This is a genomic window from Serratia sp. CY71090, from assembly GCF_052166845.1.
GTDB lineage: Bacteria > Pseudomonadota > Gammaproteobacteria > Enterobacterales > Enterobacteriaceae > Serratia > Serratia nematodiphila.
Genome location: NZ_JBJNOA010000016.1, coordinates 39583 through 52811, shown reverse-complemented (window position 1 = coordinate 52811; position 13229 = coordinate 39583). Strand labels below are relative to the sequence as shown.

The following is a 13229-nucleotide window of genomic DNA, read 5'->3' as shown; positions in this document are numbered from 1 at the left end:
CCTAACCGGCTGATTTGCCTGGGAACCGTTCCCAATCGCACGAAAAGCTTAGTTCTCAACAAATTACGCTCTTTTTAAAATTCTGTTTTAATGACCACGCAAACGCTATCGTTTTTGGTGAAAATAGCGGCAAATTTACGTTTCGGCTCGAACAGCGTCGCTGCGCCGCGATTTCTACCGCCGCCAAAGCGCGCTTTTCTTCGTGCGCCGCCGCAAGACGCTTTACCGCCCCGCCGTCACAATTTTTTCCCTCGCCCCTTTACCCGCGGATCGTCTGCGGCTCATGATATTGGCAGTGATGACAGCAGGAACACCGTTTTCAGGTAAGGAGCCTCGGGTGGAAAGAAGCGTTTTTTATATTTCGGATGGTACGGCGATCACCGCGGAAGTGCTGGGGCACGCGGTGCTGTCGCAGTTCCCGGTCACGGCGACCACGTACACCTTGCCGTTTGTCGAAACCGAGGCGCGCGCACGCGCAGTTCGCCAACAAATCGATGATATCTATAATGAAACCGGTGTACGGCCGCTGGTGTTTTACTCCATCATCTCGCCGGAAGTGCGCGACGTGATCGTTCAGAGCCAAGGCTTCTGTCAGGATATCGTGCAGGCGCTGGTCGGCCCGCTGCAGGGTGAGCTGGAGGTGGAGCCGACGCCGGTGCCGAACCGCACCCACGGCCTGACCGCCAGCAACCTCGGCAAATACGACGCGCGCATTGCCGCCATCGACTATACCCTGGCGCATGACGACGGCATTTCGCTGCGCAACCTCGATCAGGCGCAGGTGATCCTGCTCGGCGTGTCGCGCTGCGGCAAAACCCCCACCAGCCTTTATCTGGCGATGCAGTTCGGCATCCGCGCCGCCAACTACCCGTTTATCGCCGACGATATGGACAATTTGCACCTGCCGGCCTCGCTGAAACCGTTTCAGCATAAATTATTCGGCCTGACCATCGATCCGGAGCGCCTGGCGGCGATCCGCGAAGAACGGCGTGAAAATAGCCGCTACGCTTCATTGCGTCAGTGCCGCATGGAGATCGCCGAGGTCGAAGCGCTGTTCCGCAAAAATCAGATCCGCTACCTCAATACCACCAACTATTCGGTCGAAGAGATCTCCACCAAAATCCTCGACATCCTTGGCATGAGCCGCCGCATGTTTTGATCTTTTCCTCGCGGGGCCGCTGTGCCCCGCCGCCTGCCGTTTATTTCAGCAGCAGCTGATTTTTTTGTGCTTTTTTTCGCGGCTTTGATCAACAGAACGCAATCTCTACGGTTGAATTCAGCGCTTTTTGCGTTATTGTGATCGCCATCACTTCCCGGCACTCCTGCCGCAGAGAAGAACAGTTTCCAGGGAACAACATGCACAAAACAGATGAACTGCGGACCGCGCGCATCGACAGCCTCGTCACGCCGCAAGCGTTGGCGGACAAGCTGCCGATCTCGGCGGCCGTCGCCGATAACGTGACAGCGTCACGCAAACGCATTGAAAAAATCCTCACCGGCGAAGACCGCCGCCTGCTGGTGGTGATCGGCCCCTGCTCCATTCACGATCTCGACGCCGCCGTCGATTACGCCGGCCGGTTGAACGCCCTGCGCGAACGTTACCAGGACCGCCTGGAGATCGTGATGCGCACCTATTTCGAAAAACCGCGCACCGTCGTCGGCTGGAAAGGCCTGATCTCCGATCCGGCGCTGGACGGCACCTTCCAGGTGAACCGCGGCATCGAAATGGCGCGCCGCCTGCTGCTGGAAGTGAACCAGCTCGGCCTGCCGACCGCCACCGAATTCCTGGACATGGTGGTTGGCCAATATATCGCCGACCTGATCAGCTGGGGCGCCATCGGCGCGCGCACCACCGAAAGCCAGATCCACCGTGAAATGGCCTCGGCGCTTTCCTGCCCGGTCGGCTTCAAAAACGGCACCGACGGCAACACCCGCATCGCCATCGACGCCATTCGCGCGGCGCGCGCCGGGCACATGTTCCTGTCGCCGGACAAACATGGCCAGATGACCATCTACCAGACCAGCGGCAACCCATATGGCCACATCATCATGCGCGGTGGCAAAACGCCGAATTACCACGCCAGCGACATCGCCGCCGCCTGTGACAGCCTGCGCGAGTTCGATCTGCCTGAACACCTGGTGATCGACTTCAGCCACGGCAACTGCCAGAAAATGCACCGTCGCCAGTTGGAAGTGGCCGACAACGTCTGCCAGCAGATCCGCGCCGGCTCCGCCGCCATCACCGGCGTGATGGCGGAAAGCTTCCTGGTGGAAGGCACGCAGAAGATCGTCGCCGGCCAACCGCTGACCTATGGCCAGTCGATCACCGATCCTTGCCTGAGCTGGTCCGACAGCGAACAGCTGCTGGCGATGCTGGCGGATGCGGTCGATAGCCGTTTCTGACGCAACACAGGCCGGGGCCTCGCCCCGGCTTTCTCCCTTCTGTCCCGCTCATCTATACTGATTGCAACGCTTTAGCACCCGCCGAAACGCACTGGGAGCCCCGGCATGATTCACTCTCTGTTATCCATCCCCTGCGTCACGCTGCAGGGCGAGCAAAAAACGCTGGGCGATTTCCCGGCGCGCGCTTACCTGGTGGTCAACACCGCCAGCAAATGCGGCTTCACCCCGCAATACCGCGGGCTGGAAAATCTGTGGCGATACTATCGCGAGCGCGGCCTGATGGTGCTCGGCTTCCCCTGTAACCAGTTTGGTTCTCAGGAACCGGGCAGCCCGCTGGAGATCGCCAATTTTTGCAGCCTTAACTACGGCGTCAGTTTCCCGCTGTTCAGCAAGATCGACGTTAACGGCCCCGGCGCGCACCCGCTGTTCAATGAGCTGAAACGCCTGGCGCCCGGCATTCTCGGCAGCCACCGCATCAAATGGAACTTCACCAAGTTCCTGCTCACCGCCGACGGCCAGCGCGTGACGCGCTTTGCGCCGATCACCAAACCCGAACGCCTGTTTGACCGCATCGAAACCCTGCTGAAATAACGCCCCTTTTTTACGGGCCGAGTGCGCTCGGCCCGCCGCCGGATGCCCGTTCGACAAAAAGGTTCCATCGGTAAGAAAATTTTCCTTGATGTCACCTTTCCTTCACATGATAATGATTCTCAGTTTGATATTAATTACCATTTAATGGTCTGTTTTTTAAGCACAATGATGATGGATACTGCCAACACGCCAACCCCCGCCGCCGCGGCCCCGAACGAGCACAGCGCAAACGCGCCGCCCAGCTACGACAGCGCACAGCTGCTCGGCGCCGACGGCATCGCGTTCATTACCCATCAGGGCCAGCGCTATCAACTGCGGCAGACCAAAGCCGGGAAATTGATCCTGACCAAATAACCACAGAATCCTCAAACGCCAGCCACCCCGATCGTTTGATCCAGGCAGCCAGCAAATCTATTGATATGTTTTATTACATACGGAGAGTTGCACCATGCCTCTGACATTTTCCACCCGGCTGCGTTTTTCCGCTTTGAGTCTGGCGATTGCCTGCGCTCTGCCTACGGTGGCCTTGGCACAAAACACCAGCACAACATCCCCTTCCAACGCGGCAGCGGCTAAAAAAACCAAAGCCGCCGACGAGACCATGACCGTGGTCGCCACCGGCAACCAACGCAGCAGCTTTGAAGCGCCGATGATGGTCACGGTCATCGAAGGCAATTCGCCGGAAAGCCAGACCGCCACCTCCGCCGCCGATATGCTGCGGCGCGTGCCGGGCATCACCGTCAACGGCACCGGGCGCAGCAACGGCCAGGATGTGACGATGCGCGGCTATGGCAAGAACGGCGTGCTGACGCTGGTCGACGGCATTCGCCAGGGGACCGATACCGGCCACATCGGCGGCACCTTCCTCGATCCGGCGCTGGTCAAACGCATTGAAATCGTGCGCGGCCCTTCTGCGCTGCTGTATGGCAGCGGCGCGCTGGGCGGCGTTATCGCTTACGAGACCGTCGATGCCGCCGATCTGCTGCTGCCGGGCCGCGATAGCGGGTTCCGCGTCTACGGCACCGCCGGCACCGGCGATCACAGTTTGGGCATGGGCGCCAGCGCCTACGGCAAGACCGATAACCTCGACGGCCTGCTGTCGTTCGGCACCCGCGATGTCGGCAACCTGCGTCAGGGCAACGGTTTCGATGCGCCTAACGACGAAACCATCAGCAACGTGCTGGCCAAAGGCACCTGGAAGATCGACGACAATCAGTCGCTGAGCGGCGATCTGCGTTATTACAACAACGACGCCCAAGAGCCGAAAAACCCGCAGACGCCGGGCAGCTCAAGCGGCAACCCGATGACCAACCGTTCCACCATTCAGCGCGACGCCGCTCTGAGCTATAAGCTCAAGCCGGTCGGCCAGGATTGGCTGGACGCCACCGTCAAGCTGTACACCTCGGAAGTCAAAATCAATGCGCACAACGCCGGCGCGACCGACGAATTCCGCAAGCAGACCACCAACGGCGGCAAGCTGGAAAATCGCACGCGCCTGTTCGCCGACAGCTTTGCGTCACACTTGCTTACCTACGGCTCCGAGGTCTATGAACAGAAACAGCAGCCGGGAGGCGCCACCACCAGCTTCCCGCAGGCCAAGATCAACTTCGCCTCCGGCTGGCTGCAGGATGAAATTACGCTGCGCGACATTCCGATCACCGTGCTGGCGGGCACGCGCTACGACGATTATAAAGGCAGCAGCCAGGGCCACGAAGACGTCAAGGCTGACAAATGGTCGTCCCGTGGCGCCCTGAGCTACTCGCCGACCGACTGGCTGATGCTGTTCGGCTCCTATTCCCAGGCCTTCCGCGCCCCAACCATGGGCGAGATGTACAACGATTCGCGCCACTTCCCCGGCAACTATTGGGTGCCTAACCCGAATCTGCGGCCGGAAACCACCAGCACCACCGAAGCCGGTTTCGGCTTGCGCTTCGATGATCTGCTGCTGGCGGATGACAGCCTGCAATTCAAGGCCAGTTACTTCGATACCGACGCCAAAGACTACATCTTCATGTATGTCACTCGAACGCAGACCGCCTCAGCGAATATCTCTCGCGCCAAGATTTGGGGTTGGGACACCTCGCTGAACTACCAGACCAAGTGGTTTAACTGGGATCTGGCCTACAACCGCACACGCGGCAAGGACAAGTCTCGCAATGGCGAGCTGAACGCGAAAAGCGGCGATTGGCTGGCCGACATCAGCCCGGATACCGTCACCAGTTCGCTGGACGTGCCGCTGGGCGAAACCGGTCTGTCCGCCGGCTGGGTCGCCACCTTCGCGGAACGCGCCACTCGCGTACAAACGGGGACGCCGGAGCAAGGCGGCTATGGCGTCAACGACTTCTATCTGAGCTACAAGGGCCGCGATCGTCTGCAGGGCATGACCACCACCGTGGTGTTGGGCAACGCCTTCGACAAAGAATACTACTCGCCGCAGGGCGTCCCGCAGGATGGCCGCAACGCCAAACTGCTGGTCAGCTACCAGTGGTGATCATTTGACTATCAGGCGGACACCCGGTGTGTCCGCCATTCGCATTACAGCGCAGGAGAATCCCGCATGAGCAACACCCTATACGAACGCTACCAACAGGCCAAAATCGACCACCCAGGCAAATACGCCCGCGATCTGGCGGCGATCCTCGGCGTCAGCGAAGCGGAACTGACGCACGCCCGCGTTGGCCACGACGCCCGCCGCCTGCAGGCCGACGCCCGCACGTTGCTGACCGAACTCGAGCAAGTGGGCGTCACCAAGTCCATCACCCGCAACAGCTATGCGGTACATGAGCAGATGGGCCGCTACCGCAACCAGCACCTCAACGGCCACGCCGGGCTGATCCTCAACCCGCGCGAGCTGGATCTGCGCCTGTTCCTCAACCACTGGACAAGCGTTTTCGCCATGAGCGAAACCAACAAGCGCGGCGTGCGCCACAGCATTCAGTTCTTCGACCAACAGGGCGATGCACTGCACAAGGTCTATACCACCGAAGAAACCGATCTGCCGGCCTGGATGGCGCTGGTGGAGCGCCATCTGAGCGAAGAAAACCCGGCGCTGGCGCTGCAGCCCGCCGAGGCGAGCACCTCGGATGAAACGACGCAAGATCATGCCAAAATCGACGCTGAATGGCGCGCGATGACCGACGTTCACCAGTTCTTCCAGCTGCTGAGCCGCAATAAGCTCACGCGCCAACAGGCCTTCCGCGCCGTCGGCGACGATCTGGCCTATCAGGTAGACAACAGCGCGCTGTCGCAGCTGCTGGAAGCGGCGCAGCAGCAGCAAAACGAGATCATGATCTTCGTCGGCAACCGCGGCTGCGTGCAGATCTTCACCGGCCAGATCGAACGTTTGATGCCGCAGGAAGGCTGGATCAACGTGTTCAACCGCCGCTTCACGCTGCATCTGATTGAAGGCGCCATCGCCGAAAGCTGGATCACCCGCAAACCGACCAAGGACGGCATCGTCACCAGCCTGGAGCTGTTCGCCGCAGACGGCACGCAGATCGCGCAGCTGTATGGCCAACGCACCGAAGGCCAGCCGGAGCAAACCCAGTGGCGCGAACAGGTTGCTGCGCTCGCCGCCAAGGATATCGCCGCATGAAATCTTCCTTGATCCGCCGCCTGGCGTTGATGATGTCGCTGGCGCTGCCGCTCACCGCCGCGGCGGCACAGCGCATCGTCTCGATCGGCGGCGACGTGACGGAAATCGCCTTTGCGCTCGGCGCCGGCGACGACGTGATCGCCCGCGATAGCACCAGCCTACATCCGGAAGCGGTGAAAAAGCTGCCGGACGTCGGCTATATGCGCCAGCTGAACGCCGAAGGCATTCTGGCGCTGAAGCCGACGCTGGTGCTGACGACCGAGCTGGCACAGCCGGCGCTGGTGCTCAAACAGCTGGCGGACAGCGGCGTCAAAGTGGTCAGCGTGCCGGGTGACACCACCCTGCAGGCGGTGCCGCAGAAGATCGCCGCGATCGCCGCCGCGTTGCAACGCGTTGAGCAAGGCAAACAGCTGAGCGAGCGCTATCAACAGCAGCTGGCGGCGGTCGATACCACTCCGCTGCCGGTGAAGGTGCTGTTCGTGATGAGCCACGGCGGCATTACGCCGATGGCGGCCGGGCAACACACCGCCGCCGACGCGGTGATCGCCGCCGCCGGCCTGAAAAACGCCATGCAGGGCTTTGACCGCTACCGCCCGCTGTCGCAGGAAGGCGTCATCGCCAGCGCGCCGGATCTGTTGCTGGTCACCACCGACGGCGTGCGCACCCTCGGCGGCGAACAGCAGCTGTGGACGCTGCCGGGCCTGGCGTTGACGCCGGCAGGAAAGCAGCGTCGCGTGCTGATCGTCGATGACATGGCGCTGTTGGGCTTCGGTCTGGAAACGCCGGCGGCGCTGGCCAAGCTGCGCCACGCGGCGGAGCAAAAGTAATGCGCTGCCGCACCTCGCCTCAGTGGGCCATCATCGGTCTGCTGGTGCTGCTGACGCTGCTGGCGCTGGTCGCCGCCAACCTGGGCGCGCTGACGCTGTCGTTTCGCACTCTGTGGCACGAACCTTTCAGCGATGCCGCCTGGCACATCTGGCTGAATATCCGCCTGCCGCGCGTGCTGCTGGCGGTGGTGATCGGCTGCGCGCTGGCCGTGTCCGGCGCCGTGATGCAGGGGCTGTTCCGCAACCCACTGGCGGATCCTAGCCTGCTGGGCATCAGCAGCGGCGGCGCGCTGTTTGTCGCGCTGTTCATCGTGATGCCGCTGGCGTTGCCGGTGACGATCGCGCTATACGGCCATATGCTGGCGGCGTTCCTCGGCAGCCTGCTGGTATCGTTATTGATCTACGGCATCAGCCGTAGCGGGCATGGCAATCTGTCGCGACTGCTGCTGGCGGGCATCGCCATCAACGCCCTGTGCATGGCGGCCATCGGCGTGCTCTCCTACGTCAGCAGCGATCAACAGCTGCGCCAGTTCTCGCTGTGGATGATGGGCAGCCTCAGCCAGTCGCAGTGGCCGACGCTGGCGGTTTCCGCCTCGCTGATTTTGCCTACGGCGCTGCTGACGCTGCTGCAGGCGCGCCGGCTGAACCTGTTGCAGCTGGGGGATGAAGAGGCCCACTACCTCGGGGTTAACGTCCAGCGCGCCAAGCTGCAGCTGCTGTTGCTGAGCGCCCTGCTGATCGGCGCGGCGGTGGCGATGAGCGGCGTGATCGGCTTCGTCGGTCTGGTGGTGCCCCATCTGGTGCGCATGCGCCTCGGCGGCGATCACCGCTGGCTGCTGCCCTGCTCCGCGCTGGGCGGCGCCTGCCTGTTGCTGGTCAGCGATACGCTGGCGCGCACGCTGGTGGCGCCGGCCGAAATGCCGGTGGGGTTGATGACCAGCCTGATCGGCGGTCCTTACTTCTTGTGGCTGGTGATGCGCCAGCGGGAGCGAACCGGTGGATAACGCCGCCTGCCTGACGGCCCGAGAGCTGCGTTACAGCCTCGGTGCGCGCCGCCTGATCAACGACGTTTCGCTCAGCCTCGCCGGCGGTGAAATGGTGGCGATTATCGGCCCTAACGGCGCCGGAAAATCGACGCTGCTGCGCTTGCTGACCGGCTATCTGACGCCGGACTGCGGCGAATGCAGGCTGCTTGACCGCCCGCTGGAACACTGGGCGCCGCAACAGTTGGCCAAAGTCCGGGCCGTGATGCGCCAGTACAGCGATCTGGCGTTTTCCTTCAGCGTGGAAGAAGTGGTCAGCATGGGGCGGGCGCCGCACGGCAAACGCGACCAGCATCAGGCGATCCAGCAGGTGATGGAACAAACCGACTGCCTGGCGCTGGCGCAGCGCGACTACCGTCAGCTTTCCGGCGGCGAACAGCAGCGGGTGCAGCTGGCGCGGGTGTTGGCGCAGCTGTGGCAACCGCAACCGTCCCCCGCCTGGCTGTTTCTCGACGAGCCGACCTCGGCGCTGGATCTGTACCACCAGCAGCACACCCTGCGCCTGCTGCGCTCGCTGACGCGCCAACAGCCGTTGGGCGTCTGCTGCGTGCTGCACGATCTTAATCTGGCCGCGCTGTACGCCGATCGGATCCTGCTGTTGCATCAGGGGCGCCTGGTGGCGAGCGGCACGCCGCAGGAGGTGCTGCAGACGGAGATCCTCACCCGCTGGTATCAGGCCGATCTCGGCGTAGTACATCATCCCGAAGTGCCGCTGCCGCAGGTCTACCTGCGTCAATAACGTCAAGGGCGCCATTAAGCGCCCTTTTTCATCTCAGCTGGAGCAGGAAATCTCCAGATGCTTGCCCCAGTCCGGCGGCAGCGCGGCGAGATCGTCATACTCCGGCGCCTCGTCGAACGGCCGCAACAGGGCCTGATGCAACCGCCGCAAACGGCCCACGTCGTCTTTCTCCGCATCCTCAATCGCCTGCTGCGCCAGATAGTTGCGCAGGATCAGGCGCGGGTTCACCGCCTTCATCGATCGTTGCCGATCCGCATCGCTCACCTGCTCCTGTTGCAAACGCTGACGATACTGCTGATACCAGGCATCGAACGCCGTACGGTCAATAAACTCGTCGCGCAGCGGCGACTGCGCCTGCTGCTGTTCGGTCTCGCTCAACAGGCGGAACGTGCGGGTATAGTCCCGCCCTTCCTGCGCCATCAGGCTCAACAGGCCGGTGAGCACGTCATTATCCTGCGCCGTCGGCGTGAAGAAGCCGAGTTTGGCACGCATCTGTTCACCGTAAGCGCGCATCAGCGCCGGTTCATACGCCGCCAGCGCCTGCTGCAGCTGTTCAGTGGTCATCAGCCCAGACAAGGTTTGCGCCAGGCGATGCAGGTTCCACAGCGCCACCGCCGGCTGATTATCAAAGGCATAACGCCCTTGATGGTCGGAATGGTTACAGATATAGCCGGGCTGGTAGTCATCGAGGAAGCCGTAAGGGCCGTAATCGATGGTGATGCCGAGAATCGACATGTTGTCGGTATTCATCACGCCGTGGGCGAAGCCGACGGTTTGCCAATGGGCGATCAGGCGCGCCGTGCGTTCGACCACGTCGGTAAACCACAACAGATAGCGATCGGCCTGATCCTGCAGCTGCGGCCAGTGACGGGCGATGACAAAATCCGCCAGCTGCCGCACCTGCTCCGGCTGTTTGCGGTAGTAAAAGTGTTCGAAGTGGCCGAAGCGCACATGGCTTTCCGCCACCCGCAGCAGCATCGCGCCGCGTTCCGGCTGCTCGCGAAATACCGGTTGTTGACTGGTGACAATAGTTAACGCACGCGTGGTGGGGATCCCCAGATGGTGCAACGCCTCAGAGGCCAGAAACTCGCGGATCACCGAACGCAGCACCGCGCGGCCATCACCCATGCGTGAATACGGCGTCAGCCCGGCGCCCTTCAGGTGCCAGTCGCGGTGGCTGCCGTCCGCCATGACCTGTTCGCCCAGCAAAATGCCGCGGCCATCGCCCAGTTGCCCGGCCCACACGCCGAACTGGTGGCCACTGTACACCTGCGCCAGCGGCTGCATGCCCGGCAGCAGCGTTTCTCCCGCCCAAATCGGGGTTTTATCCTGAGTAAACCAACTTTCATCCAGCCCCAGCTCGCGCGCCAGCGGCTCGCTATGGTACAGCAGGCGCGTATCCTTGAGCGGCGTCGGATTCAGAGCGGTGTAGAAACCAGGTAACTGTTGGTAGTAAGCGTTATCGAACTGCGGCATAGGCCCTCCGTTTCAGCGTAGTGTAGAGCGTGAACGGGCGGATTAACACCGAAGGAATGCAGGGAGAACGCATCCGCCTGCCGTCAGGACGGATGCAGGGAGTTTGGCGCTTCCGCCTGGCGGTGGGAACGCGGTTTAACGCTGGCGGACAAACGCGATTATCAGCCCCAAACGAGGTGAATAACGACGGCGGAATCACGTTAACCTCACCCCGCGCATTATTTACCTCATAGGGTGTAGTTTTTTATATCACTTCTTAATTATTGAACTCGCTGGGCATCGTCAGCAAAGCTTGCAGATTATCCACACCAACGCTGGGCCATAAAAAACCTTGCAGGCCTAAAACACCGGCGTATCTGAGTTTATTAAAATACTCTTTTTTCTCTATTCCTCCGACGATCACGCCGTTACATAACAGGTTGATATTCTTTAACAACGAGTCAATGACCACGTCATACCCCTGATGGGTAAACAGCTGCCAGTAAAAACGTTTGTCTATCTTTACGTAGTCAAACAAACCATCGTACAACGCGGTCAACGTGGCCTTACCAGAACCGAAATCATCGAGCCACAGCGTAAACATTTCGCTTAATCGCCGCACGCTCGGGTTGTTCTTACCGGCCGAAAGATTCGGAAAACTCTCACTCATTTCAAATGCAATAAAAGGATATTGCCCGATCCTTTGGCACAACGCCGAATCGGAAAGAATAAGCTCAACGATGGTTTCTTCGATATTGATGGTCAACTGTACGTTGTTATCGGTAAACCAAGCCGCATGCTGCTCCGCAAGTTTCAGTTGCTCATTAAATAACTCAATCCTTTGTTCAGGCGCCAATAAATTAATCCCAATTTCGGCCGGCATGGCTAAATCACCGTCGAGACTGTTGAAACGGCTCAACATTTCCACCGCCAACAGCCCGCCCTCCATTGAGTAAACAGGTTGAAAAACATAGCTACTAATAAAGTCAGCTTCGAGTTGGATGTTCATTTTAATGCCACAGGATGAATGGCTAGCGTATCATCGTATATCAATACATTTTATCGATCAATCCCTCTGGGATTAATCGGAAATATCAATGTAAATACCCATGAAATATCATTTAATTGATAGATTAAAGCTATACGACAATCGTAAAAGGCGCAAAGAAAAGCAGCCGGACTTATGCCAAGGTAGCCGCCAAACGCGTTATGCGAAAAGGTATTTGACTTAAGTTGAATGGATTTATGGCTAAATTTGACTTATCTCCTTTGTTTTATTTAAGAAAAATCCTAAATAAAGTAAAATAATCTTTCCTTCTTAACGCCAATTTTCCCTGCCGTTAACGACGACTGATTAAATTTAATAACGCATCAATTCCGCCCGTTATTCGCGGCATTGAAAACGAAAAAAAATGCCCACCTTGATTTTCAGAAAATCTGCGCTACCACCCTGCAAAACGTCGATTTCAGCGATAAAAAAAGGGATGAGCACGCTCATCCCTTCATCACCTGGCCTGCGCTAGCGGATCGTTTCGCTCAGCCATTGCCGCAGCTCGGCTAATTCGGCCGCCTGCTGAGGATAGTCCGCCATCAGCCGGTCACAGCAAGCGGCAACGGGCTCGCTTCGATACGCGCAGCCCACCAGCATCTCCGCCAACCGCTGCAGCGGGGCGGGATTCAGGCTGTCGGTGAATACCTGCGCGCGAACGATCGCCCCCTTCTCCACATCAAAGAACAGGTCTACGCCGCCCCAGACAAAGCGTTCGTTGAGCAAGTGGCTGAACGCCGGCGCCTTGCCAAAATTCCATTCCCAACTGCTCTGTTTGGCGAACTGCGCGGCAAAATCGGGCAGATCGGGGAATACATCCGGCGAAATGATCTCCGGCTCGGCCGTTTCGCCATAGTGGGCGAAGAAGGCCTGCACGATAGCGTCGCATACCTGCTCATGGCTGATGCCCGGCAAAAACTCCGCCAGGTTGGCGACGCGCGAACGCACCGAAGTGATACCCTTGGCCTGCAGCTTTTTGGGATCCGGGTTCAGGTAGTCCGCCAGCCGTTCCAGATCGGCATTCAGCAGCAGCGTGCCATGGTGGAAACCGCGATCCTGCGTTTCTCGATAGGCCGAGCCGGATATTTTGCGCGGCCCGTCGGCGGTTTCCATCACCAGATCGTTGCGCCCCGACGCGCCGGCTGTGACGCCCAACTGCCGCAGCGCTTGCAGAATGATGTCGGTCGAGACGCTCTTGTCGTAGCCCGGTTTGCCGGCCATAAAGGTGAAGCAGGTATTGCCCAGATCGTGAAATACCGCCCCGCCGCCGCTGCTGCGCCGCGCCAATCGAATGCCGTCCTGCTCCATACGCCGGGTATTGCACTCTTTCCAGGGGTTCTGCGACTGGCCAATCACCACCGTTTCGGCATTGCGCCACAGGAAGAGAATTTTTTGCGTGGTCATTTCGCGGAAGATGCACTCTTCCACCGCCAGGTTGAACCAGGGATCGTAGGAGTCGGAGATCAATAAACGCAGGCTGTTCATGGCAGGCACCGTTCAAAACACGAGATGCCGCCATGATACACCA

General features: G+C 59.9%; 12 protein-coding genes. 9 read left to right on the top strand and 3 right to left on the bottom strand.

From position 1 onward, the window contains the following. Positions 1–298: 298 nt before the first annotated feature. The 9 genes from ppsR to ACJ8OK_RS22945 all read left to right on the top strand — a co-directional run bounded on the left by ppsR (position 299) and on the right by ACJ8OK_RS22945 (position 9198). The gene (gene ppsR / locus ACJ8OK_RS22985) at positions 299–1159 is read left to right on the top strand and encodes a posphoenolpyruvate synthetase regulatory kinase/phosphorylase PpsR (RefSeq protein WP_049239973.1); all 861 of its coding nucleotides are present in this window, start codon (positions 299–301) and stop codon (positions 1157–1159) included. A gap of 197 nt (positions 1160–1356) precedes the next feature. Then, positions 1357–2403, top strand: coding sequence for a 3-deoxy-7-phosphoheptulonate synthase (locus tag ACJ8OK_RS22980; protein ID WP_004931381.1), 1047 nt, complete (start codon positions 1357–1359; stop codon positions 2401–2403). 105 nt (positions 2404–2508) lie between these two features. Continuing rightward, positions 2509–2994, top strand: a complete 486-nt coding sequence (locus tag ACJ8OK_RS22975) for a glutathione peroxidase (protein ID WP_048323189.1) — start codon at positions 2509–2511, stop codon at positions 2992–2994. A gap of 171 nt (positions 2995–3165) precedes the next feature. Next, complete coding sequence (gene hemP / locus ACJ8OK_RS22970; RefSeq protein ID WP_004931384.1) at positions 3166–3348, top strand: hemin uptake protein HemP; 183 nt, start codon at positions 3166–3168, stop codon at positions 3346–3348. 94 nt (positions 3349–3442) lie between these two features. Next, positions 3443–5485 (top strand): TonB-dependent hemoglobin/transferrin/lactoferrin family receptor, encoded by a 2043-nt coding sequence (locus tag ACJ8OK_RS22965; protein WP_260953726.1) that lies wholly within the window; start codon positions 3443–3445, stop codon positions 5483–5485. A gap of 66 nt (positions 5486–5551) precedes the next feature. After that, on the top strand, positions 5552–6589 hold the full coding sequence (locus ACJ8OK_RS22960; RefSeq protein WP_015377711.1) for a hemin-degrading factor: 1038 nt from the start codon (positions 5552–5554) through the stop codon (positions 6587–6589). After that, complete coding sequence (locus ACJ8OK_RS22955; RefSeq protein WP_033633198.1) at positions 6586–7416, top strand: heme/hemin ABC transporter substrate-binding protein; 831 nt, start codon at positions 6586–6588, stop codon at positions 7414–7416. The genes ACJ8OK_RS22960 and ACJ8OK_RS22955 overlap by 4 nt, the downstream gene beginning before the upstream one ends. Then, entirely contained in the window at positions 7416–8420 is a 1005-nt protein-coding gene (locus ACJ8OK_RS22950; protein WP_060559587.1) for a FecCD family ABC transporter permease, read from the top strand. The genes ACJ8OK_RS22955 and ACJ8OK_RS22950 overlap by 1 nt, the downstream gene beginning before the upstream one ends. After that, a complete protein-coding gene (locus ACJ8OK_RS22945; RefSeq protein WP_033633199.1) occupies positions 8413–9198 on the top strand; it encodes a heme ABC transporter ATP-binding protein in 786 nt (261 codons plus the stop codon). The genes ACJ8OK_RS22950 and ACJ8OK_RS22945 overlap by 8 nt, the downstream gene beginning before the upstream one ends. 33 nt (positions 9199–9231) lie before the next feature. On the opposite strand, the gene ACJ8OK_RS22940 is transcribed toward ACJ8OK_RS22945, so the two are convergent. The 3 genes from ACJ8OK_RS22940 to ACJ8OK_RS22930 form a co-directional block, all read right to left on the bottom strand. Beyond that, a complete protein-coding gene (locus ACJ8OK_RS22940) occupies positions 9232–10674 on the bottom strand; it encodes a protein adenylyltransferase SelO (protein WP_033633200.1) in 1443 nt (480 codons plus the stop codon). Positions 10675–10930: 256 nt separating this feature from the next. Continuing rightward, complete coding sequence (locus tag ACJ8OK_RS22935) at positions 10931–11662, bottom strand: EAL domain-containing protein (RefSeq protein ID WP_004931399.1); 732 nt, start codon at positions 11660–11662, stop codon at positions 10931–10933. Positions 11663–12172: 510 nt separating this feature from the next. Continuing rightward, a complete protein-coding gene (locus tag ACJ8OK_RS22930; RefSeq protein WP_004931401.1) occupies positions 12173–13186 on the bottom strand; it encodes a lipoate--protein ligase A in 1014 nt (337 codons plus the stop codon). Between the last annotated feature and the right edge of the window lie 43 nt (positions 13187–13229).

Bases quoted from the DNA above. Each gene is read 5' to 3' on its own strand.
- ppsR (WP_049239973.1), top strand. From the start codon at position 299: ATGACAGCAGGAACACCGTTTTCAGGTAAGGAGCCTCGGGTGGAAAGA.
- ACJ8OK_RS22960 (WP_015377711.1), top strand. From the start codon at position 5,552: ATGAGCAACACCCTATACGAACGCTACCAACAGGCCAAAATCGACCAC.
- hemP (WP_004931384.1), top strand. From the start codon at position 3,166: ATGGATACTGCCAACACGCCAACCCCCGCCGCCGCGGCCCCGAACGAG.
- ACJ8OK_RS22930 (WP_004931401.1), bottom strand. From the start codon at position 13,186: ATGAACAGCCTGCGTTTATTGATCTCCGACTCCTACGATCCCTGGTTC.
- ACJ8OK_RS22965 (WP_260953726.1), top strand. From the start codon at position 3,443: ATGCCTCTGACATTTTCCACCCGGCTGCGTTTTTCCGCTTTGAGTCTG.
- ACJ8OK_RS22955 (WP_033633198.1), top strand. From the start codon at position 6,586: ATGAAATCTTCCTTGATCCGCCGCCTGGCGTTGATGATGTCGCTGGCG.
- ACJ8OK_RS22980 (WP_004931381.1), top strand. From the start codon at position 1,357: ATGCACAAAACAGATGAACTGCGGACCGCGCGCATCGACAGCCTCGTC.
- ACJ8OK_RS22935 (WP_004931399.1), bottom strand. From the start codon at position 11,662: ATGAACATCCAACTCGAAGCTGACTTTATTAGTAGCTATGTTTTTCAA.
- ACJ8OK_RS22950 (WP_060559587.1), top strand. From the start codon at position 7,416: ATGCGCTGCCGCACCTCGCCTCAGTGGGCCATCATCGGTCTGCTGGTG.
- ACJ8OK_RS22940 (WP_033633200.1), bottom strand. From the start codon at position 10,674: ATGCCGCAGTTCGATAACGCTTACTACCAACAGTTACCTGGTTTCTAC.
- ACJ8OK_RS22975 (WP_048323189.1), top strand. From the start codon at position 2,509: ATGATTCACTCTCTGTTATCCATCCCCTGCGTCACGCTGCAGGGCGAG.